Source organism: Pseudomonas sp. SM4, from assembly GCF_051913165.1.
Taxonomy (GTDB): domain Bacteria; phylum Pseudomonadota; class Gammaproteobacteria; order Pseudomonadales; family Pseudomonadaceae; genus Aquipseudomonas.
This window is the reverse complement of sequence record NZ_JBODOE010000004.1, coordinates 413014-435474: the sequence shown is the minus strand read 5'-3', so window position 1 is coordinate 435474 and position 22461 is coordinate 413014. Positions and strand designations below refer to the sequence as shown.

Below are 22461 nucleotides of genomic sequence, written 5' to 3'. Positions count from 1 at the left end.
ACAACAAAAACATTACTTACATCTGCAATCAGTCGGAAACAACTTCAATCAAGGCAGTAAATAGACTGACAACCCAATGTAAAAAAACCTGCACCCGCCAGCTGGCTTTACGTCGGCATTCAGGAAGATGCCTACAGCGATAAGCGAATAAATACCTGAGCGAGGCTGACGCAGGAAGGGATAGGCGGCCCAGCGCGGGCCGCATGATTTCAGGAGGCGGGTTTTTCACCGTACCAGCGTGGGGTGTAAACCCAGCTGCTACCGTCGGCACGCGGGAACGTGCAGGTGGTGGACGAGCCGATCAGCACCATCGTGCGCATGTCCACCTGATCCGGGGTCAGCGCCCCCAGCGTCGTGGCGCGCAGTGTCTGCCCTGGTCGGCCGATGTCGCGCCCCAGTACCACCGGGGTTTGCGCTGTGCGGTGCTGGCCGACGATTTCCAGCGCGCGGCCCAACTGCCACGGCCGAGCCTTGGAGATCGGGTTGTAGAAGGCCAAGGCCAGATCCGCCTCCGCAGCCAGGTCCAGACGTTTCTCGATGATCGACCACGGCTTGAGGTTGTCCGACAGCGACATCACACAGAAGTCGTGCCCCAGCGGCGCACCGGCCTGTGCTGCAGTGGCCAGCGATGCCGAGACACCCGGCAGGATTTCCAGGTCGACGCTGTGCCAGGCCGGATCATCCGACTCGTGCAACGCTTCGAGCACCGCCGCCGCCATGGCGAATACGCCCGGATCACCCGACGACACCACGATCACCGAACGGCCCTCGGCCGCCAGCCTGAAGGCGTGGCGGGCGCGCTGCATTTCTTCGCGGTTGTCGGTGCAATGTTGCACCTGGTCATCGCGGAACGGGCCGGCCATGCGTACGTAGGTTTCATAACCGAGCACGTCAGTGCAGCGCGCCAGTTCGGCTTTGACCGCCGGCACCATCAGTTCGGCAGCACCGGGGCCGAGGCCGATGACGGCGAGACGCCCGCGTCGACGACCGATCGTTGCAACGTCCAGCGGTTGCTCGGCAATCGCGACGGCAAGGTTGTCGGCAGTGACGATCTTTGCGTCAGATACGGCAACGGCTGCCAATGCGGCAAGGTCACTTTGCGCGGCGACAAACCGCAGCGGTACGCCGAGTTCAAGCGCCGCCTCGTGCAAGTTCATCGAGGCCATTTCAGTGTCGGCGGCCAGCAGGCAGGCGAGCGATGGCAGCGCAATGTTCGCGTGCAGCAAAGCCGCGCGAACGGCTTCCGGCAGATCCCCAACGTCGGCACTGATCGCCACCGCCACACTGCGCGGATAGATCAGCAGTTCATTGGCGCTCGCTTGACGCGCGGCACTGCCCACATGAATCGAACGCTGCGCCTGTGGATCTTCCGGCAACTGCGCCTGATCCAGCCACGGCGCCGCGCCTTCGATACGCACGCTGTGCCCGGCCAACAGATCCGAGACAAAGCGCTTGCCCGACTCCAGGTCCGCCAGCGCATAACCGCTGGGCGGGTTGAGCAGGCACGTGCCAAAGCGCAATTCGCCGCTGGTGGTGATGGCGGCGGCGACTTGCAACGCCGCCGCGATTTCCCGCGCCATGACGTTCACCCCGCCCAGGCCACCGAGCAGCGGCACCACAGCGCTGCCATCTTCAGCCACGGCGAGCACGGCAGGCTCGGCGCCCTTCTCCAGCAACAGCGGCGCCAGCGTGCGGATGACAATGCCGGCGGCGCACAAGGCAATGATCGGCGTGTCCTGCTGATACAGCGCGCGCAGGGTTGCGCCGAACTCCTGATAACTGCAATCGGCGCCCTCGACCCGCCCGGCGAGGCCATGGATCTGCGCCGCCGGATAGACTTGTTGAACGCGACGGGCCGTGGCCAGGCTGCCCTGACCGAGAATGACAATGGCTGGCGTTGATTGAGTCATCAGCCTTGCCACCGTTCGCCGGGCACGATGATCAGCGAGAAATACGGCGAGGACATCGGCTCGACCTGATCCATCGGCACAATCTTCTGATTGGCCATGGTCGCGCGTTCGACATACAGCGCACGCTCGGCCAGACCGAGTTCTTCGAGCACCTGACGGACTTTCGGGAAGTTGCGCCCCAGCTTCATGATCACGGCGGCGTCGGCATCGGCCAGACGGCGTTTCAGTTCTTCATGGGGCAACACGCCGGAGAGTACCGACAGGCTCTGGTTGCGATACACCAACGGCGCGCCCAGCACCGAAGCGCCGCCGAGCATCGAACAGACGCCCGGCACCACTTGCGCTTCATAGCGCGTGGCGAGGCGATCGTGCAGGTACATGTAGGAACCGTAGAAGAACGGATCGCCTTCACAGATCACCGCGACGTCGCGACCGGCATCCAGGTGCGCGGCCACCGTTTCGGCGGCTTCATCGTAGAAATCGCTGATCACCTGTTCATAGGAGAGCGGCGCCGGCAGCGCTTCGGTGGTCACCGGGTAGACCAGCGGCAGCAGGTTCTGCGCTTCCTGCAAATGGGCTTCGATGATGCCGAAAGCATTGCCCTTTTTGCCCTTGGCGACGAAGTACGCGACCACCGGCGACTCACGCAGCAAACGCAGGGCCTTGACGGTAATCAGTTCCGGATCACCGGGGCCGACGCCCAGGCCAATCAAACGTCCTTGAGCCTGCATCATTCGATCTCCGTGGCGAGGGCGTTGACGGCAGCCGCAGCCATGGCGCTGCCACCGAGGCGGCCTTGCATGATCACGAACGGCACGCCGCGGCTGTCGGCGGCCAGTGCCGCTTTCGATTCGGCAGCGCCGACGAAGCCCACCGGGAAGCCGAGGATCAGCGCCGGTTTCGGTGCGCCGGCATCGAGCATTTCCAGCAGGTAAAACAGCGCGGTCGGCGCGTTGCCGATCACCACGACGCTGCCTTCCAGATGCGGACGCCAGAGCTCCAGCGCTGCCGCTGAACGGGTGTTGCCCAGTTCACGCGCAAGTTCCGGCACGCTGTCGTCGCGCAGGGTGCAGATCACTTGGTTGTTGGCCGGCAGACGCGCACGGGTCACGCCTTCGGAGACCATCCGCGCATCACACAGGATCGGCGCGCCAGCGGCGAGCGCCTCGCGCCCGGCCTTGCCGGCACCTTCGGAAAATTGCAGACCGTCAATGGCCTCGACCATGCCGCAGGCGTGGATCACCCGCACCGCGAGTTTTTCCAGATCGGCCGGGATTCGCGCGAGATTGGCCTCGCTGCGAATGATCGCGAAGGAGTTGCGATAGATCTCCTGACCGTCGCGGATGTAATCAAGCATCAAGGGGGCTCCGAGCGCGGACGTCGAGCAATATCGCGGCCGCTTCAATAGTAAGGTTGCGTGCGTGCAACGCGCCGAAACCCGGCTGCGTTGCATCGCGAAAATAGAGGTCGTAATGACCGGGGCTGACCGCCAGCAGGGTCACCGGTGCACGATGGGCGGCAGCACAGGAACGCGGGCAACCGCTCAGGTGCACACTGACGCCCGATGGCAACAGCGTGGCCAAATGGCGCGCGTCCTGTTTGGTGTCAGCGAGGCCTTTGCCGCATCCGCTGGCACCGGTGCAGGCGATCAGACGGGTCAGCGGTTCGCTGGTGCGGGTCAGCAGGTTCGACTGTTCAAGCGCCTCAAGCACAGTCGCCGCGTCGGCCGTTTCAACATTCGGCAGCAGCAGGCTTTGCCATGGGGTGAAGCGCAGGCTGCCGTCACCATACTGGCGAGCCAGTTGCGCCGCCGCGCGCAACATCGCCGGATGAAGACGCCCGAGCGCTGGCACGGCGCCGATGTACACCCGCCCCGAGGTATTTTGCGGATGAACGCCAATGTGCAGATCTTGCGCAACGGCGCAGCGCTGCCAATCGCCGATCGGCTTGATCGGCAAGCGCGTTTTCAGTGTGTCGAGAAAGGCCGGCATCGGCCGTTCATCGAGCAAATGCCGCATCCGTGTTTGCTCGGGGCGGGCCAGTTGCAGGAACAACTCCAGCACAGCGACCACCAGCGCATGGCCATGGTCCGCCGCCACCGCACCGATGGCGCGATCTGTCGGGCATCCGGCCAGGCCAAACGCCCACAATCGTTCACCGTCGCGCTCGAACGCCGACAACCACAGGTCATGCGGATGTTCGAGCATCGCCAGCGCTTCGCCGCCGTCCAGTTGCACGGCGAATTTGGCGCTCAACTCCAGGAAGCGTGGATGGCTCTGCAAGGTGTCGAGGATTTGTTCGGCCAGTGCGCGGGTATCGACGCGCATCTGCCGATCGATGCCGGCAGCCGGGCTGAGCATCAGGTTACGCACGTCATCACCGGCGGCGGTGCGCGGGCCGAGCCCGGCGGCGAGCAGACGCTCGATCAGCGCAGCGGATTGCTCACCGATCCCGCGAATCTGCAGATTGGCCCGGTTGGTTGCCTCAATGGCACCGCCAGCAAACTGCTCGGCGGCCTCGGCCACCGCGTCAGCCTGATCGGCGCTGATCGAGCCGCCATTGAGCTTGATCCGGCAGATGCCGCCATCCAGTGCCTGGACGATACGCAGCAACCCCGGGCAGGCCGAGGGGCGTAAGGCGGTGGACATCGGGCGTTCGTTCAAGGGGCGGACCGGCTGCGTGGGAAAGGCGCTTCGCGGGCGAAGGCGCGGTATTATGCCTGCTTTGTCCGGTGGCATGAAAAGTCTGCCCGTCGGAACGGCGTGTTTAGAGGAATATAGATGTCACCCTGGCTGACGGTAGTGGGAATCGGTGAAGACGGCTTCAAGGGCCTGGGCAAAAACGCCCGGCGTGCCCTGATGGGCGCCTCGCGGATCGTCGGTGGCCAGCGTCAACTGGATTTGCTGCCGGTGTGTATTCGCGGCGAGCGGCAGTTGTGGCCGAGCCCGTTTTCTCTCGCGCCGGTGCTGGAGCAACGTGGCGAAGCAGTCTGTGTGCTGGCCAGCGGTGACCCGATGTTCTACGGCGTCGGTGCCAGCCTTGCCCGCCAGGTGCCGAGCGAGGAGATGCTGATTCTGCCGGCACCGTCGTCCTGCTCACTGGCCGCCGCACGTCTCGGCTGGCCGTTGCAGGACCTGGTGACGCTGTCGCTGGTGGCCCGACCACTGGCCGCGCTCAATGCCCAATTGTTCAGTGGCGTGCGGTTGTTGTTGCTGAGCAACGACGGTCAGAGCCCGGCGGCGGTTGCGCAATTGCTCCGCGAGCGCGGTTTCGGTTCGAGTCGCCTGAGCGTGCTGGAACATTTGGGAGGCAGCGCCGAACGTCGCGTCGACGCTAGCGCATCCGAGTGGAATGACCCGTTGATTGCCGATCTCAATGTGATCGCCATCGAATGCCTGGCCGATTCTGGCATTGGCGGCCTGTCGCGCCTCGCCGGGCTGCCCGACTCGGCATTCCAGCATGACGGCCAACTGACCAAACGCGACGTGCGCGCCATCACCCTCGCCCGCCTCGCCCCGAGACCCGGCGAACTGCTCTGGGATGTCGGCGCCGGCAGCGGTTCGATCGGCATCGAGTGGATGCGCGCGCACCCCAGTTGCCGCGCCTTGGCCATCGAAGCCGATGATGGCCGTCAGCAATTGATCGAGCATAACCGCGATGCGCTGGGCGTGCCCGGCCTGCAGCTGATTCGCGGCAAGGCCCCGCAGGCATTGGCCGGACTGGAGCGCCCGGACGCGATTTTCATTGGCGGCGGCGTGACCCGTGAAGGAGTCTTCGAAACTTGCTGGGAACACCTCAAACCCGGTGGCCGACTGGTCGCCAACGCGGTGACCCTGCAAAGCGAAGTCACCCTGATGAGCTGGCGTGAACGTTACGGTGGCGAGCTGACGCGTATCCATATTGCCCAGGCGCAGCCGCTCGGCGAGTTTGACACTTGGCGTCAGGCGTTGCCGATCACCCTGCTCGATCTGGTCAAACCCCTCGATGCGTGACGAAACCGCCGAACAACCCGCGCCTCTGCGCAGCGGCCTGACCACCGGCAGTTGCGCCACCGCCACCAGCCTCGCCGCCGCACGCCTGTTGCTCGGTGGGTTGTCGGCCGATGCCGTGCAAATTGTCTTGCCCAAAGGCAAGCAGGTGCAGATGCGCCTGGAGTTCTGCCGATTGACCGAGGACGGTGCCGAGGCCGGCACGATCAAGGATGCCGGCGACGATCCCGATGTGACCCACGGCGCCCTGCTCTATTCGCGGGTACGGCTGATGGCCGAGCCGGGCATTCGCTTCAATGCCGGTGCCGGCGTGGGCACCGTGACCCGGCCGGGACTGGTGCTCGGCGTCGGTGAGCCGGCGATCAATCCGGTACCACGCAAAATGATCAGCGATCACCTGACACTGCTCGCCGCCGAGACCGGTTATGCCGGCGGTTTCGACGTCACGGTCAACGTCGAGGGCGGCGAAGCGCTGGCACTGAAAACCATGAACCCGCGTCTGGGTATTCTTGGCGGGCTGTCGATCCTCGGCACCAGCGGCATCGTCCGGCCGTTCTCCTGCGCGGCGTACATCGCCTCGATTCATCAGGGCATCGATGTGGCGAAAACCAACGGTTACTTGCACATCGCCGCCTGCACCGGCAACGCCAGTGAAGACACCATGCGTCGGGTCTACGATATGCCGGAAATCGCCCTGATCGAAATGGGCGACTTCGTCGGCGCGGTGCTCAAGCATTTACGCAAAGTACCTGTGGATAAACTCAGCCTGTGCGGCGGCTTCGGCAAGATCAGCAAACTGGCCGCGGGGCACATGGATCTGCATTCGCGGCATTCGAGTATCGATTTGCCGCAACTGGCGGAGTGGGCCGCCGCGATTGGCGCCGATGAGGCGTTGCAGCTAGGCATTCGTGAAGCCAATACCAGTCAGCAGGCGTTGGCGATGGCCAGTGCGGCGGGGATCGCGCTCGGCGATGAGGTCTGTCGACATGCGTTGAATTTCGCCCGCAGCGTGGTGCCGGCGCAGGTGCAGGTCGAGGTGTTTGCGATTGATCGTCAGGGCGGCATTGTCGGGCATGCCGGAGGTTTTGCATGAAGCGGATTCTGCTGCTGGGCGGCGTCACGGAAGCGCTGGCGATTGCCCGGATGCTCGGGCCGGAACATATCTATAGCCTCGCCGGTGTTGGCCGGGTGCCGACAGATCTGACCTGTCAGGTGCGCGTCGGTGGTTACGGTGGCGCTGAAGGTCTGGCGCAGTTCATTCGCGACGAAGGCATCGACCTGCTGCTCGATGCCACACATCCCTATGCCGCACAGATCAGCCAGAACGCTGCGAACGCCGCACAACTGACCGGCATCCCTTGCTGGGCATTGCGCCGTCCGGCGTGGCAGCCGCAGCCCGGAGATGACTGGCGCGAAGTCAGCGACTGGGCTGAGCTGATCACTGCGCTCAAGCCGTTTCGCCGACCGCTGTTCACCCTCGGCCGCGAACCACTGCAGCACCTCAATGAAATCCCTCAGGATCAGTTCTGGACTCTGCGCGCCCTCGACGTCTACCCCGGCAACCAACGCTGCGAAGTCATCGGCGCGCGCGGGCCGTTTCTGCTTGAGGATGAGCGAGCGCTGTTCGAGCGGCGGCAGATCGATGTGTTGATCAGCAAGAACAGCGGCAGCACCGCGACCGAGCCGAAGCTGGAAGTGGCGCGCGAGCGTGGGGTGCCGGTGATTGTGTTGAAGCGGCCGGAGTTGCCGGGGGTTGATCGGGAGTTTCTGTCGCTTCAAGAAACAGTTGCTGCGTTGGCGGAGTTCAACTCATAGGGCAAGATCCACTGCTTGCATGATAAGTAACCTATTTGTTACCTTCAGGGCTAGCCGTGATCACACTCGAAGAATATCTACAAGAAGACGAATCAAGCCCATTTGGTCGGTGGATCTCCACTTTGAGCGTGCAGGCTGCACTGAAGGTCTCAAATGCCATGGTCAGGTTGGAATTGGGCAATACTTCCAATATCAAATGGTTCGATGGCTTGGGTGAATACAAAATCAATTGGGGGCCAGGGTACCGGATCTACCTCATACAAGAAGGAAAACGTCTGATCATTTTGTTTGGTGGCGGCGACAAATCGACTCAAAAGAAAGACATCAAACAGGCGAAAGCCTTGATAGCCGAATTCCGAATTCCGAATTCGAAAAAAAGCTGAACAGAACCGGAGGTAATTGATGGTTCTCACTCGTAGCTACAAACATTCAATCGCAGAACGCGCCCAACGTGATCCGGAGTTTGCTCAAGCATTACTGGATGAGGCCGCGACTCTGTTCCTGAATGGCGAGCCAGAAATGGCCAGAATAATTCTGCGCGATCTCGTCAATGCGACTGTCGGCTTCGAGGAGCTCGCAAGGGAGACCGAAAAACCGAGTAAAAGCTTGCATCGAATGCTTTCAGCCAAAGGCAATCCGAGCATGGATAACTTGGCCAAAATATTTTCGGTAATCCGCGCTACGCTTGGTGTAGATATGCAAGTTCATGCCGTACCCGCGAATTGAGTGAGTAATTGACGAGTTCGCTGCGACACCAAACCGCACGAGGCTTTTTTACTTATCGGCCCTGATCAGGCTAAATAGCCCGCGCCTGATCGCCCACCCAATGGATCTGTCCCATGAACCGACACCGGCTAGCAATTGCCTGGATCGCCTGCTTTGCAGTGCTGTTCAACATGCTCGCCATGCCGATGACCGGGGCGATGGCGCAGGCGGCCAATTCACCGGCCGAACAATTGCTCTGGAGCAGTTTTTGCACCGGCAGCGGGACCAAGATGGTGGCGATCAACATCGGCACCACCGAGCAAAAAGCCCCGGGCAACGACACGCATTCGAACATGCAGCATTGCTGGTGCTGCTCGGGCTCGGCGCCATTGGTGGCGCTGCCGGGGCATTCGCCGCAGCTGTATTTCGCCCGCTACGAAAGCAATCGCAGCGTCGCGCCCGCCTTGCTGCAAACACCCACGCCGCGCCAGCAATGGCCGAGTCTCAATCCCCGCGCCTCCCCTCTGGTTTGATTTGTTCGCGCAATTGACCTGCGTTTCAAATCGTTCTGGAGAACTGCCATGTTGAACAAATTCATCGTAATCGCTGCGCTGCTGCTGCCGGCGTGCTTTGCCCATGCTCACGAATACAAGGCCGGCGAGCTGGAAATCGCTCATCCGTGGTCGCAAGAGCTGCCGCCGAATGCACCGACGGTCGCCGCTTATTTCATCATTCACAACGCCGGCAAGACGGACGACCGCCTGCTCAGCGTCGACTCGCCCATCGCTCCAGAGGCGCAACTGCACGAACACGTCATGCAGGGCGATCTGATGAAGATGCAGCAAGTGCCTAGCGTGGAAATCCCGGCCGGCGGCAACGTGACGTTTGCGCCGATGGCCTATCACGTGATGCTGCTCAACCCGACCGATCGCAGCCTGCTCAGCGACGGCAAACGCTTCCCGCTGACCCTGCACTTCGAGAAGGCCGGTGACGTCACCGTCGAAGTCTCGGTGCAGAAGAAACCGCCGGAAACCACGCAGGCTCACGCGCACGCTCAGTAAGCCCTCCGGCAGACTCCGCCCATGCGCCCGCTGAGCGCCAGGCCGCCACTGCAACGCCGTCAGACTCAAACCCTGACCCGCGGCAGCTGGATCGCCCTGTTCGCCATGTTGATGATCTTCATCGGCCCACTGATTTCTCAGTCGATGCCGATGGATCAGCACGCCTCGACCTCCATGGCGATGAGCATGGACATGTCGATGGCCATGCCGGGCATGGATCACAGTGGCCATGACGCGAAACCAAATGCCGAACACTGCCCGCCGCAATCCTCGCACCACGTGCTGTGGGAAAAGTGCGGCTATTGCAGCCTGCTGTTCAACTGCCCGGCGCTGACCGGTGGCGGCGATTTCGTTGCCTTCAATATTGCGCCGCTGAACACCTTCACCCCACCCTCGCCGCGCCTGGGCCACGCCCGGCGGACCTTCTTCCCCGGCGCCCGCACCCGCGCCCCGCCCATCGCCGCGTAAACACGCACCTTTGATTGCACACGGTTGAGAAGACAGCTCGAGGCTGCCGGCCGTGTCGTTTACGACTGTTTGATGGAAATTGTCATGTCCAGGTTTGCTGCTGTTCCACGCTCGGGTTCTGCCCCGGCGTCCTTCGCTTTGAACGAATCGCGGATTCGTTTCAGGCACGCTACCGCCGTCCTTTGCGGCGTCCTGCTGTCCCCGCTGGTGCTGGCCGATGATCACGCCGGCCACAATGATGAACTCAGTCCGACGGTGATCACCGCGATCGCGCCGAGCTCACCACTGACCATCGTCACCAATCCCAAGGACCCGCGCCAACCGGTGCCGGCCAGCGACGGCGGTGATTATCTGAAGACCATTCCGGGCTTCGCGCTGGTGCGCAATGGCGGCACCAACGGCGATCCAGTACTGCGCGGCATGTTCGGCTCACGTCTGAACATCCTTACCAACGGCAGCATGATGCTCGGTGCCTGCCCGGGTCGGATGGACGCACCGACCTCGTACATCTCGCCGGAGACCTACGACCAACTCACCGTGATCAAAGGCCCGCAAACCGTGCTTTGGGGTCCGGGCGCATCAGCGGGCACGGTGCTGTTTGATCGCGAGCCGGAAAGCTTCGGCGAACTCGGTACTCGAGTGAACGCCAGCGTACTGGCTGGTTCTCACGGACGCTTCGACAAAGTCGTCGATGCTGCTGCAGGCGGGCCGTTGGGCTACGTGCGAGTAATCGGCAACACCGCGCACTCCGACGACTACCGCGACGGCAACAACGACATCGTCGCCTCGCGTTACGACAAGTGGAACGGCGACGTCGCCGTCGGCTGGACCCCGGATGCCGACACCCTGATCGAGCTCACCGCCGGCAAGGGCGACGGTGAAGCACGCTACGCCGGACGCGGCATGGACGGCTCGCAGTTCCTGCGCGAAAGCCTCGGCCTGCGTTTCGAAAAATCCAACATCACTGACGTACTGGAGAAACTCGAAGCGCAGGTCTACTACAACTACGCCGACCACGTGATGGACAACTACACCCTGCGCACACCGTCCGGCACCGGCATGATGGCAGGTCCCATGGCCTCCAACGTCGACCGCCGCACCCTCGGCGCGCGGATCAAGGCGACCTGGCGCTGGGCTGATATTCAACTGATCACCGGCCTCGATGCGCAGACCAACGAACACCGCCAACGCAGCGGCATGGGCATCGATACTTACAAGAATCAGCCGTACACCAAGGACGCCGACTTCCATAACTACGGCGTATTCAGCGAGATGACCTGGTACGCCGCCGACCGTGATCGCCTGATCACTGGCGCCCGCGTCGACCGCGCTTCGGCCAAGGATTATCGGCAGACCTCTGGCTCGGGAATGATGAGCCGACCGAATCCGACCGCCGACGATACCCGCTTCGACACCCTGCCCAGCGGTTTCGTTCGCTACGAGCATGACCTTGCCGGCAGCCCGACCACGCTTTATGCAGGGTTAGGCCACGCGCAGCGCTTCCCGGATTACTGGGAGCTGTTTTCGCCCAAGTCCGGCCCGGCGGGATCGGTCAACGCGTTCGATTCGATCAAACCGGAAAAAACCACGCAGCTGGATTTCGGCGTGAACTACAAGAGCGCCGAACTCGAAGCCTGGGCGTCGGGCTACGTCGGTGTGGTCCGCGACTACATCCTCTTCGACTACACGCCCGGGATGATGGGCATGAGCACCTCGCGCGCCGAGAACATCGACGCGCGAATCATGGGCGGTGAACTCGGTGCCGCGTACAAACTCACCGATCACTGGAAAGCCGATGCGACCCTGGCCTACGCCTGGGGCAAAAACAGCAGCGATGGCAAAGCTCTGCCGCAGATGCCGCCTCTGGATGCACGCTTCGGTCTGACCTATACCAAAGACAACTGGAGCGCCGGCGCACTGTGGAGGGTGGTTGCCGCGCAAAACCGTATCGACCAGAACAAGGGCAACGTGGTCGGCAAGGATTACGACAAGAGTTCGGGCTTCGGCGTGTTCTCACTCAACGGTGCCTACCGGATCAACAAACACTGGAAGGTGAGCAGCGGCGTCGACAACCTGTTCGGCAAGGCTTACGCCGAACACCTGAACCTGGCGGGCAACGCCGGCTTCGGCTACCCGGCCAACGACCCGCAAGCGATCAATGAGCCGGGGCGCACGCTCTGGACCAAGGTCGACATGAGTTTCTAACAAGAAAAGTCAAAAGATCGCAGCCCGCATGCACCCCTGTAGGAGCTGCCGAAGGCTGCGATCGCTTGATCTAAAAAAATTCGCCAAGCGGAGCACACGTGATGAAACAGCCCAAACCGAATTTCTACAACCTGGCCTGGCGTTGGCATTTTTACGCCGGTCTCTTCGTTGCCCCCTTCATGGTGATGCTGGCCCTGACCGGCATCATCTACCTGTTCAAACCGCAGCTCGATTCACTGATGTACAGCAGCCTGCTCAACGTCCCGGCCGGCCATCACACCGTCTCGGCCGATGACCTGCTGCAACGGGTGAAGAGCGCTTATCCACAAGGCCAGGTCACCCAATACCTGCCACCGGTCAACGCCGAACGCAGCGCGCAATTCGTCGTGACCAACGCCGGTCACGAACTCAATGTGTTCGTCGATCCGTACCATGGCGACATCCTTGGCGAACAGGATGCCAAGCAGAACCTGCAAGCCATCGCCCGCGCCATCCACGGCGAATTGATGATCGGCACCGTCGGTGATCGGCTCATCGAAATGGCCGCCGGTTGGGGCGTGGTGCTGGTGGTGTCCGGGCTGTTCCTGTGGTGGCCGCGCGGTCAGGCCGCAGGCATTTTGTGGCCACGGCTGAACAGTCGCGGCCGCGTGCTGTGGCGTGATCTGCACGCGGTCACCGGTTTCTGGGGCGCGACATTGCTGCTGGTGATGCTGCTCAGTGGCATGACCTGGACCGGTTTCTGGGGCAAGCAATACGCGCAAGTGTGGAACGTCTTCCCGGCAGCGATGTGGGACAACGTGCCGACCTCCGATGTTGAAGCGCGAACCCTTAACAGCGCCACGCGTCAGACCGTGCCTTGGGCAATGGAAAACACGCCGATGCCGATGTCCGGCGACCACGCCGAACACATGGCCCACGGTGGCGCCAACGCAGGCCCGGCGGCACCGACCATCAGCCTGCAAAACGTGCAGAACATCGCCGCCGGACGCAACGTCGAACCCGGCTACAGCATCACGTTGCCGACCACCGCCACCGGCGTGTTCACCATCGCCGTGTTCGCCGATGACCCACGCAATGACGCCACCCTGCACGTCGATCAGTACACCGGCAAAGTGCTCGCCGATGTGCGTTTCGAGCAGTACGGCGCAGTAGCGCGTGCCACGGAAATTGGCGTGATGCTTCACGAAGGCAAAATGTTCGGCACCTTCAATCAGATCGTTGTGCTGCTGATCTGCCTGATGATTCTGCTCAGTGCCGTCAGCGGCGTGGTGATCTGGTGGAAGCGCCGGCCACAGGGCAAAGTCGGCGTACCGCCGCTGCGCCATGACCTGCCGAGGTGGAAAACCGGCGTGCTGATCATGCTCGCGCTGGCGGTGATTTTCCCGCTGGTGGGGGCTTCGCTGGTGGTGGTGTGGTTGCTGGATCGCCTGCTGCTGTCGCGCCTGAGCAGGCAAACCGAGTCCACCTCGACTTCATCCTGATCCACCCCATGTAGGAGCTGCCGCAGGCTGCGATCTTTTGATCTTGTTTTAAGAGCAAGATCAAAAGATCGCAGCCTTCGGCAGCTCCTACACATGATTTTTCGCGCCCCAAAGTGGCGCGACCGCATGCACCAACGCGCCCTGCGCGTCCCTTCGTGGTGCAGCGCAAAACCGCGCAAGCGCTCTAACACGACATTTTCCTGCCTGAACCCGACCGGGCACAGCCCTTGCAAAACACACCTTCAGTCGTCCGCATCTGCCAACCATAAAAAACTTTAACGTTCATGGAGATCGCACAATGAAGCGTCGCAGTTTGATCAAGGCTTTCACACTCTCGGCATCGATTGCCGCGATGGGCATGACCTGGACTGTCCAGGCCGCCGAGACCATCAAGGTCGGGATTCTGCATTCGTTGTCCGGCACCATGGCGATCTCCGAAACGTCGCTCAAAGACATGGCGCTGATGACCATCGACGAGATCAACGCCAAGGGCGGCGTCAACGGCAAGATGCTCGAGCCAGTCGTTGTCGACCCGGCATCCAACTGGCCGCTGTTCGCCGAAAAGGGCCGGCAGTTGCTGACTCAGGACAAGGTTGCCGTGGTGTTCGGCTGCTGGACCTCAGTGTCGCGTAAATCGGTGTTGCCGGTGTTCGAAGAGCTCAACGGCCTGCTGTTCTACCCGGTGCAATACGAAGGCGAAGAGATGTCGCCGAACGTCTTCTACACCGGCGCCGCGCCGAACCAGCAAGCGATCCCGGCGGTGGAATATTTGATGAGCGAAGAAGGCGGGAGCGCCAAACGCTACTTCCTGCTCGGCACCGACTACGTCTACCCGCGCACCACCAACAAAATCCTGCGTTCGTTCCTGCACTCCAAAGGTGTGGCCGACAAGGACATCGAAGAGGTCTACACGCCGTTCGGTCACAGCGACTATCAAACCATCGTCGCCAACATCAAAAAATTCTCGGCCGGCGGCAAGACTGCGGTCATCTCGACGGTCAACGGCGACTCCAACGTGCCGTTCTACAAAGAACTGGCCAACCAAGGCCTGAAAGCCACCGACGTACCGGTGGTGGCGTTCTCGGTCGGCGAAGAAGAACTGCGCGGCATCGACACCAAACCGCTGGTGGGCAACCTCGCGGCATGGAACTACTTCGAATCCGTCGAGAACCCGCAGAACAAGAAATTCGTCGCTGACTGGAAAGCCTACGCGAAGAAACACAACCTGCCGGGCGCGGACAAAGCCGTGACCAACGACCCGATGGAAGCCACTTACGTCGGCATCCACATGTGGGCGCAGGCAGTTGAAAAAGCCAAATCCACTGACGTCGACAAGGTGCGTGAAGCGCTGGCCGGGCAGACGTTTGCGGCGCCATCGGGCTACACGCTGACCATGGACAAGACCAACCACCACCTGCACAAACCGGTGATGATCGGCGAGATTCAGGCCGATGGTCAGTTCAACGTCGTGTGGCAAACCGAAGGGCCGATCCGTGCGCAACCGTGGAGCCCGTTCATTCAGGGCAACGACAAGAAGCCGGATTATGCGGTGAAGAGCAACTGAGTCACTGGATGCCGGGCTGACGAGGATTATCGGCCCGACACAATCCCCCTGTAGGAGTGAGCTTTTGTGGTGAGGGGATTTATCCCCGATCGGCTGCGAAGCAGTCGCGAAATCAGTCGACGCGATCAATCTGATACACCGCGACTGCTGGATTAGGGGCTGCTTCGCAACCCATCGGGGATAAATCCCCTCGCCACAAAAGCTCGATCCGACAATGTCCGCGTCAAGGCGACTGACTATGCCCACTGCTCTCTACCGCTTTATCTGTGCCATCGCACTGTTGCTGCCGATGCTCGCCCACGCCGGCGATGCCGAAGACTTTGTCGCGGCCAATCCCGTGCAACAGGCCAAACTGCTGGAAACCTGGGCCGCGCAGCCCGACCCGGCGCGTATCGAGTTGATCAACGCCCTGCAACAAGGCGAGTTGACCATCGACGGCCAACCGAAAACCCTGCGCCTGAACAATCGCCTGCGGGGTCTGATCGACACCGCCATGGCCAGCCATCAATTGCTCGCCGCCGACGCCAAAATCCGTCTGACTGCCGCGCAGCAATTGCAGAAAAGCGCGAAACCCGCGCAGCTCAAATTCCTCGACCAGCAACTCGCGGGCGAAAGAGATGAAAGCGTCCACGCCGCCCTGAGCCTGGCGCTGGCCAACCTGCAACTGGTCGACACTGACCCCGCCGTGCGCCTAGCGGCGGTGAGGTTGCTCGGCGAAACCGGCGATCCACTCGCCCGCACTCGCCTCGAGGGTTTGCTCGAACCCGGCGTCGAAGCCGACACCAACGTGCGCACCGCCGCCGAAACCAGTCTCGCCCAGGTCAAACGCAAACTGCTGATCGGCGAGATCCTCGGTCAGGCCTTCAGCGGCATGTCCCTCGGTTCGATCCTGCTGTTGGCGGCACTCGGTCTGGCGATCACGTTCGGCCTGCTCGGCGTGATCAACATGGCCCACGGCGAGATGCTGATGCTCGGCGCCTACTCGACGTATGTGGTGCAACTGATGTTCCAGCGCTACGCACCGCAAGCGATTGAGTTCTACCCGTTGATCGCGCTGCCGGTGGCGTTCTTCGTCACGGCGGCAATCGGCATGGCACTGGAGCGCACGGTGATTCGTCACCTCTATGGCCGACCACTGGAAACCCTGCTCGCCACGTGGGGCATCAGCCTGATGCTGATTCAACTGGTGCGCCTGTTGTTCGGCGCGCAGAACGTTGAAGTCGCCAACCCGGCGTGGCTGTCCGGCGGTATTCAAGTGCTGCCGAATCTGGTGCTGCCGTACAACCGCATCGTCATCATCGCGTTCGCACTATTCGTGGTGGTGCTGACGTGGCTGCTGCTGAACAAAACGCGCTTGGGCCTCAACGTCCGCGCCGTCACTCAAAACCGCAACATGGCAGCTTGCTGCGGCGTGCCGACCGGGCGCGTGGACATGCTCGCCTTCGGCCTCGGCTCGGGCATCGCCGGGCTCGGCGGCGTGGCGCTGAGCCAGATCGGCAACGTCGGCCCCGACCTCGGTCAGAGCTACATCATCGACTCGTTCCTGGTGGTGGTACTCGGCGGCGTCGGCCAGTTGGCCGGTAGCGTGCTCGCAGCATTCGGCCTCGGCATCGCCAACAAGATTCTCGAACCGCAGATCGGTGCGGTGCTCGGCAAGATCCTGATCCTCGCGCTGATCATTCTGTTTATCCAGAAACGTCCGCAAGGCCTCTTCGCACTGAAAGGACGGGTGATCGACTGATGAACCAGCCTCTGTTAGTCACGGCCACGCAAAAGGCCGGGCCGAAAGTCACCATTGCCATCGGTGCGGTAATCCTCGCCCTGCTGATCGCCTTGCCGCTGCTGTCGTTGTTGTCGCCCGACAATGCGCTGCACATCTCGGCGTACACCCTGACGCTGGTCGGCAAAATCCTCTGCTACGCCATCGTCGCTTTGGCGCTGGATCTGGTCTGGGGTTACGCCGGTTTGCTCTCGCTAGGCCACGGTCTGTTCTTCGCCCTCGGCGGTTATGCGATGGGCATGTACCTGATGCGTCAAGCTGCCGGCGATGGTCTGCCGGCGTTCATGACCTTCCTGTCGTGGAGCGAATTGCCGTGGTACTGGACCGGCACCAGCAGCTTCCTCTGGGCGATGTGTCTGGTGGTGTTGGCGCCGGGTTTGCTGGCGCTGGTGTTCGGTTTCTTCGCCTTCCGCTCGCGGATCAAAGGCGTGTATTTCTCGATCATGACCCAGGCCCTGACCTTCGCCGGCATGCTCCTGTTTTTCCGCAACGAGACCGGGTTTGGTGGCAACAATGGTTTCACCAATTTCCGCACGATTCTCGGTTTCGGCATCACTGAACCGGGCACCCGCGCGGTACTGTTTCTGGCGACGGTGTTGTTGCTGGTAGCGAGCCTGTTCATCGGCTGGCGTTTGGCGCAGAGCAAGTTCGGTCGCGTGCTGACCGCGTTGCGCGATGCGGAAAACCGCTTGATGTTCTGCGGCTACGATCCGCGCGGTTTCAAGCTGTTCGTGTGGGTGTTGAGCGCGGTGTTGTGCGGTCTGGCCGGCGCCTTGTATGTGCCGCAAGTGGGCATCATCAACCCGAGCGAAATGTCGCCGACCAACTCGATTGAAGCGGCGGTTTGGGTGGCTCTTGGCGGTCGTGGAACTCTAATCGGGCCGTTGCTCGGTGCCGGTGTGGTCAACGGCATGAAGAGCTGGTTCACCGTGGCGTTCCCGGAATACTGGCTGTTCTTCCTCGGCGCGCTGTTCATCGTCGTGACGCTGTACCTGCCCAAAGGCGTGATCGGCCTGCTGAAGAAACGAGGTGAACAATGAGAGTCACAGCGAGCGCTGAATTCATGTTGGAACCAGCCTTTTTTCCCGTCGAACCGAACAAGGACGCCGGCACCAGCCGCGATTCCATCGGCCTTGGCCAGCGGGTCGGACCGGGGCTGGATACCCGTCACGGCACGATCCTCACTCTGGAAGACATCAGCGTCAGCTTCGATGGCTTCCGCGCGCTGAACAATCTGAATCTGTACATCGGCGTCGGCGAATTGCGCTGCATCATCGGCCCCAACGGTGCGGGCAAGACCACGCTGATGGACGTGATCACCGGCAAGACTCGTCCGAGTCACGGCAAGGCGTGGTTCGGTGAAACCCTCGACCTGACGCAGATGAGCGAAGTGCAAATTGCTCAGGCCGGCATCGGTCGCAAGTTTCAAAAGCCGACGGTGTTCGAGGCTTTGAGCGTGTTTGAAAATCTTGAACTGGCGCAGAAAACCGACAAGTCGGTGTGGGCCAGTTTGCGCGCGCGGTTGAGTGGTGAGCAGAAGGATCGCATCAGCGAAGTGCTGGAGACGATTCGCCTGACCACCTCGGTCAATCGCCCGGCAGGGTTGTTGTCCCACGGGCAGAAGCAGTTTCTCGAGATCGGCATGTTGCTGATGCAGGATCCGCAATTGCTCCTGCTCGATGAACCGGTGGCGGGGATGACCGATGCCGAAACCGAGTTCACCGCTGAACTGTTCAAGAGCCTGGCGGGCAAGCATTCGCTGATGGTGGTGGAGCATGACATGGGCTTTGTCGGCTCGATTGCTGACCATGTCACCGTGCTGCACCAGGGCAGCGTGCTGGCCGAAGGCTCGCTTGAGCAAGTGCAGGAAAACGAGCGCGTGATCGAGGTCTACCTCGGCCGCTGAAGACCTAGATCGTTCCCACGCTCTGCGTGGGAATGCATCCCGTGACGCTCCGCGTCACACAAAAGCGGACGCAGAGCGTCCATGTCGGCATTCCCACGCAGAGCGTGGGAACGATCACCGGGGGAGATTTTGGACATGCTGCAAGTCGACAAGCTGCATCAGTACTACGGCGGTAGCCACATCCTGCGTGGTCTCTCATTCGACGTGAAAGTCGGCGAAGTCACCTGCCTGCTCGGCCGCAACGGCGTCGGCAAGACCACCCTGCTCAAATGCCTGATGGGCCTGCTGCCAGCCAAACAAGGCGCAGTGAACTGGGAAGGCAAACCGATCACCACGTTCAAGCCGCACCAGCGCGTTCACGCCGGAATTGCCTACGTGCCGCAGGGCCGGGAAATCTTCGGGCGCCTGACTGTGGAAGAAAACCTGTTGATGGGCCTGTCGCGCTTTCCCGGCAGTGAAGCCAAAGAAGTGCCAAGTTTCATTTATGAATTGTTCCCGGTGCTGCTACAAATGAAGCAGCGTCGCGGCGGTGATCTTTCTGGCGGTCAGCAACAGCAATTGGCGATTGGTCGCGCACTGGCCAGCCGTCCGCGTTTGCTGATCCTCGACGAGCCCACCGAAGGCATTCAACCGTCGGTGATCAAAGAGATCGGCGCGGTGATCAAGAAACTCGCGGAACGCGGCGACATGGCGATTTTGCTGGTCGAGCAGTTCTACGATTTCGCCGCGGAGCTGGCCGATCAGTACCTGGTGATGTCCCGGGGCGAAATCGTGCAGCAGGGTCGCGGTGAAAATATGGAGGCCGAGGGTGTGCGCGGGCTGGTAACGATCTAGTACAACGAACTAATCTGTAGCTTCCTAACGATAATTACACACCATGAATTCGACTGTTGCACCTGCCCTGTTTACCCCGAGCTGGCACGCCGAGCTGGAACTCGCCTACGCCCGTTTCGGCGATTGCACACGCCCGGTCATGCGCCGGCACCTCGGCCCGCTGCGGGTGCAAAAGCACCTCTACGCCGAAGGCCCCGAAGTCTGCCAGCACATCATCGTCCACCCGCCGGGCGGGATTGCCGGCGGTGATCGTCTCGATATCAGCGCCCGTGTCGAACCAGGCGCCTGGGCACAGATCACCAGCCCCGGCGCGGCCAAGTGGTATCGCGCAGGCGGGCCGGCCTACCAGAAGCTCGATTTGAAAGTGGCTGCCGGGGCGACGCTCGAATGGCTGCCACAGGAAACCATCGTCTACAGCGCCGCCCAGGCTGAGCTGAGCACGTCGATTGATCTTGAAGGTGATGCGCGGCTGTTTTACTGGGACGTGGTGGCGTTGGGTCGCCCGGCCAGTGGCGAGCGCTTTGATCGCGGACATTTTCAGGCGCATCTGGATATTCGCCGCGACGGCCGATTGCTCTGGCATGAGCGCCAGCGCATTGTCGGCGGTGATGGTTTGCTTGATTCGCCGATCGGGCTGGATGGCCATCCGGTGTTTGCGACGTTGTTGGTCACCAGTGAGGTTGAGGCTGAATTGCTCGAGCGCTGCCGCTCGCTGGACCATGACGTGCGCGGGGATTTGACCCAGTTGCCCGGCCTGTTGGTTGCTCGTTGCCTGGCAGGCGAAGCGCTGTTGGCACGCGCCTGGCTCATCGATTTATGGCGCTTGCTACGCCCGGTGCTACTGGACCGCGAAGCCCAGCCACCCCGAATCTGGAACACCTGAAATGCATTCCCCTGTAGGAGCTGCCGAGTGAAACGAGGCTGCGATCTTTTGATCCTCAACAGCAAGATCAAGAGATCGCAGCCTGCGGCAGCTCCTACAGGGTGTACGACATTATTTTTAACTGCCGATACTGGATTTGCACAATGGACCTGACCCCACGCGAAAAAGACAAGCTGCTGATCTTCACCGCCGGCCTCGTCGCCGAGCGGCGTTTGGCGCGCGGCGTGAAACTCAATTACCCGGAAGCCATGGCCTACATCTCCGCCGCACTGCTTGAAGGCGCGCGTGACGGCCGGACGGTGGCCGAGCTGATGCACTTCGGCACTACCCTGCTCAGCCGCGAACAAGTGATGGAAGGCATCCCGGAAATGATCCCGGAGATCCAGGTTGAAGCGACGTTCCCCGACGGCACCAAACTGGTCACCGTCCACCAACCGATCGTCTGAGGCCGCGCCATGACCTACTCCATTCGCGATGCCCTGCATGCCGATCTGCCAGCGATCCGCGATATCTACAACGATGCCGTGCTCAACACCACAGCGATCTGGAATGAACAGGCCGTCGACCTCGGCAACCGCCAGGCGTGGTTCAGCGCCCGTCAGTCTCAGGCCTATCCGATTCTGGTGATCGTCGACGCCGACAACACTGTGCTCGGCTACGCTTCGTTCGGTGACTGGCGGCCGTTCGAGGGTTTCCGCCACACCGTCGAGCACTCGGTTTATGTGCGCAGCGACCAGCGTGGCAACGGCCTCGGCCCGCAACTGATGACCGCACTGATCGAACGGGCGAAGAACTGCGGCAAGCACGTGATGGTCGCCGCCATCGAAAGTGGCAACGCCGCTTCGATTCGCTTGCACGAGCGAGCCGGTTTCATCACCACCGGGCAGATGCCGCAAGTCGGCACCAAGTTCGGCCGCTGGCTCGACCTGACCTTTATGCAACTGACCCTCAATCCTGGCGCGGAGCCGCCTGAAACAATCAAGGAGTGACACCGATGAACGCCGCCCAACTGCGCCGCGTCAACGCTGAAAGCTTTGCCCATTATCGTCAGGGCCTGATTGATCTGCTGCTGGACGCGGTGGGTTATGGCGCCAGCGTCGGTTTCATGGCCGACCTCGATGCGGTACAGGCGCGCGCATATTTCGATGAGGTTCAGGACAACGTCAACAAGGGCAGCGTGCTGCTCTGGGTGGTGGTCAAAGACGAAGAAGTGCTGGCCAGCGTGCAACTGGGCCTCTGCCAAAAGGCCAACGGCTTGAACCGCGCCGAGGTGCAGAAACTGCTGGTGCGCGAAGACGCGCGGCGTCGCGGCCTCGGTCAGCAATTGATGAGCGCGCTGGAACTCGAAGCGCCGAAGCACAAGCGCGGCATGCTCTACCTCGACACCGAAGCGGGTTCGCCCGCCGAAAATTTCTATCAGGCATTGGGTTACACCCGCGCGGGTGCCATCCCCGATTACGCCTGCGACCCGAACGGCACCTATCGACCGACCGCCCTCTATTACAAGATTCTGCAAGGAGCCCAGTGATGATTCCTGGCGAGTACCAGATCCAGCCCGGCGACATCGAACTCAACGTTGATCGCCGCACTATCCGCCTGAAAGTCGCCAACAGTGGCGACCGGCCGATTCAGGTGGGGTCGCACTATCACTTTTTTGAAACCAACGACGCGCTGGCGTTTGATCGCGCGGCCAGTCGTGGCATGCGCCTGAACATTCCGGCAGGGACAGCGGTGCGTTTTGAACCGGGGCAGAGTCGCGAGGTGGAACTGGTGGATTACGCCGGGCATCGGCGGGTGTTTGGGTTTGCCGGAAGAATCATGGGTGATCTCGACTGATTGATCGTTCCCACGCTCTGCGTG

24 protein-coding genes are annotated in these 22461 nt (G+C 61.7%); 20 read left to right on the top strand and 4 right to left on the bottom strand.

Features of this window, described 5'->3' with window-relative positions; genetic code table 11:
- Positions 1–209 precede the first annotated feature (209 nt).
- From cobJ to cobG, 4 genes are read right to left on the bottom strand one after another with little or no spacing between them, the layout of a single operon-like run.
- A complete protein-coding gene (cobJ, locus tag ACQ4MY_RS10280) occupies positions 210–1910 on the bottom strand; it encodes a precorrin-3B C(17)-methyltransferase (protein ID WP_008078152.1) in 1701 nt (566 codons plus the stop codon).
- Entirely contained in the window at positions 1910–2644 is a 735-nt protein-coding gene (locus ACQ4MY_RS10275; RefSeq protein ID WP_008078151.1) for a precorrin-2 C(20)-methyltransferase, read from the bottom strand. The genes cobJ and ACQ4MY_RS10275 overlap by 1 nt, the downstream gene beginning before the upstream one ends.
- Complete coding sequence (locus tag ACQ4MY_RS10270) at positions 2641–3267, bottom strand: precorrin-8X methylmutase (RefSeq protein ID WP_440094959.1); 627 nt, start codon at positions 3265–3267, stop codon at positions 2641–2643. The genes ACQ4MY_RS10275 and ACQ4MY_RS10270 overlap by 4 nt, the downstream gene beginning before the upstream one ends.
- Positions 3260–4558, bottom strand: a complete 1299-nt coding sequence (gene cobG / locus ACQ4MY_RS10265; RefSeq protein WP_440094958.1) for a precorrin-3B synthase — start codon at positions 4556–4558, stop codon at positions 3260–3262. Before cobG ends, ACQ4MY_RS10270 begins: the two co-directional genes overlap by 8 nt.
- A 132-nt stretch (positions 4559–4690) precedes the next feature.
- Between cobG and cbiE the strand changes: the two genes are divergently transcribed.
- The 20 genes from cbiE (at position 4691) to ACQ4MY_RS10165 (ending at position 22437) form a co-directional block, all read left to right on the top strand.
- A complete protein-coding gene (gene cbiE / locus ACQ4MY_RS10260; protein ID WP_440094957.1) occupies positions 4691–5902 on the top strand; it encodes a precorrin-6y C5,15-methyltransferase (decarboxylating) subunit CbiE in 1212 nt (403 codons plus the stop codon).
- The gene (locus ACQ4MY_RS10255; RefSeq protein WP_440094956.1) at positions 5895–6992 is read left to right on the top strand and encodes a cobalt-precorrin-5B (C(1))-methyltransferase; all 1098 of its coding nucleotides are present in this window, start codon (positions 5895–5897) and stop codon (positions 6990–6992) included. The genes cbiE and ACQ4MY_RS10255 overlap by 8 nt, the downstream gene beginning before the upstream one ends.
- Positions 6989–7714 carry a cobalt-precorrin-6A reductase gene (locus tag ACQ4MY_RS10250; RefSeq protein WP_440094954.1) on the top strand — a complete coding sequence of 242 codons (726 nt, stop codon included), beginning with the start codon at positions 6989–6991 and terminating at the stop codon, positions 7712–7714. The genes ACQ4MY_RS10255 and ACQ4MY_RS10250 overlap by 4 nt, the downstream gene beginning before the upstream one ends.
- Before the next feature lie 56 nt (positions 7715–7770).
- Entirely contained in the window at positions 7771–8097 is a 327-nt protein-coding gene (locus ACQ4MY_RS10245; RefSeq protein WP_440094953.1) for a type II toxin-antitoxin system RelE/ParE family toxin, read from the top strand.
- Positions 8098–8116: 19 nt separating this feature from the next.
- The gene (locus tag ACQ4MY_RS10240) at positions 8117–8440 is read left to right on the top strand and encodes a helix-turn-helix domain-containing transcriptional regulator (protein ID WP_008078139.1); all 324 of its coding nucleotides are present in this window, start codon (positions 8117–8119) and stop codon (positions 8438–8440) included.
- A 113-nt stretch (positions 8441–8553) separates the two neighbouring features.
- A complete protein-coding gene (locus ACQ4MY_RS10235; RefSeq protein WP_440094951.1) occupies positions 8554–8952 on the top strand; it encodes a DUF2946 domain-containing protein in 399 nt (132 codons plus the stop codon).
- 48 nt (positions 8953–9000) lie between these two features.
- Positions 9001–9480 carry a copper chaperone PCu(A)C gene (locus ACQ4MY_RS10230; RefSeq protein WP_440094950.1) on the top strand — a complete coding sequence of 160 codons (480 nt, stop codon included), beginning with the start codon at positions 9001–9003 and terminating at the stop codon, positions 9478–9480.
- Positions 9481–9501: 21 nt separating this feature from the next.
- Positions 9502–9948 (top strand): DUF2946 domain-containing protein, encoded by a 447-nt coding sequence (locus tag ACQ4MY_RS10225; protein WP_440094949.1) that lies wholly within the window; start codon positions 9502–9504, stop codon positions 9946–9948.
- 84 nt (positions 9949–10032) lie between these two features.
- Positions 10033–12153 (top strand): TonB-dependent copper receptor, encoded by a 2121-nt coding sequence (locus tag ACQ4MY_RS10220; RefSeq protein WP_440094948.1) that lies wholly within the window; start codon positions 10033–10035, stop codon positions 12151–12153.
- A gap of 101 nt (positions 12154–12254) precedes the next feature.
- Positions 12255–13634: a PepSY-associated TM helix domain-containing protein gene (locus tag ACQ4MY_RS10215; RefSeq protein WP_440094947.1), complete on the top strand. Its 1380-nt coding sequence runs from the start codon at positions 12255–12257 to the stop codon at positions 13632–13634.
- Between the two features lie 298 nt (positions 13635–13932).
- Complete coding sequence (gene urtA / locus ACQ4MY_RS10210; protein WP_397482639.1) at positions 13933–15198, top strand: urea ABC transporter substrate-binding protein; 1266 nt, start codon at positions 13933–13935, stop codon at positions 15196–15198.
- A gap of 238 nt (positions 15199–15436) precedes the next feature.
- Entirely contained in the window at positions 15437–16939 is a 1503-nt protein-coding gene (urtB, locus tag ACQ4MY_RS10205; protein WP_440094946.1) for an urea ABC transporter permease subunit UrtB, read from the top strand.
- On the top strand, positions 16939–18018 hold the full coding sequence (gene urtC / locus ACQ4MY_RS10200) for an urea ABC transporter permease subunit UrtC (protein WP_008078130.1): 1080 nt from the start codon (positions 16939–16941) through the stop codon (positions 18016–18018). The genes urtB and urtC overlap by 1 nt, the downstream gene beginning before the upstream one ends.
- On the top strand, positions 18015–18884 hold the full coding sequence (urtD, locus tag ACQ4MY_RS10195) for an urea ABC transporter ATP-binding protein UrtD (RefSeq protein WP_008078129.1): 870 nt from the start codon (positions 18015–18017) through the stop codon (positions 18882–18884). Before urtC ends, urtD begins: the two co-directional genes overlap by 4 nt.
- A 135-nt stretch (positions 18885–19019) precedes the next feature.
- Complete coding sequence (gene urtE, locus ACQ4MY_RS10190) at positions 19020–19718, top strand: urea ABC transporter ATP-binding subunit UrtE (RefSeq protein ID WP_158830422.1); 699 nt, start codon at positions 19020–19022, stop codon at positions 19716–19718.
- 43 nt (positions 19719–19761) lie between these two features.
- Positions 19762–20601 carry an urease accessory protein UreD gene (locus ACQ4MY_RS10185; protein WP_440094945.1) on the top strand — a complete coding sequence of 280 codons (840 nt, stop codon included), beginning with the start codon at positions 19762–19764 and terminating at the stop codon, positions 20599–20601.
- Between the two features lie 143 nt (positions 20602–20744).
- Positions 20745–21047 (top strand): urease subunit gamma, encoded by a 303-nt coding sequence (gene ureA / locus ACQ4MY_RS10180; protein ID WP_008085431.1) that lies wholly within the window; start codon positions 20745–20747, stop codon positions 21045–21047.
- Positions 21048–21056: 9 nt separating this feature from the next.
- Positions 21057–21590: an N-acetyltransferase family protein gene (locus tag ACQ4MY_RS10175; RefSeq protein ID WP_440094944.1), complete on the top strand. Its 534-nt coding sequence runs from the start codon at positions 21057–21059 to the stop codon at positions 21588–21590.
- A gap of 5 nt (positions 21591–21595) precedes the next feature.
- Positions 21596–22129 carry a GNAT family N-acetyltransferase gene (locus ACQ4MY_RS10170; RefSeq protein WP_053116839.1) on the top strand — a complete coding sequence of 178 codons (534 nt, stop codon included), beginning with the start codon at positions 21596–21598 and terminating at the stop codon, positions 22127–22129.
- Positions 22129–22437, top strand: coding sequence for an urease subunit beta (locus ACQ4MY_RS10165; RefSeq protein WP_440094942.1), 309 nt, complete (start codon positions 22129–22131; stop codon positions 22435–22437). Before ACQ4MY_RS10170 ends, ACQ4MY_RS10165 begins: the two co-directional genes overlap by 1 nt.
- Positions 22438–22461: the final 24 nt, after the last annotated feature.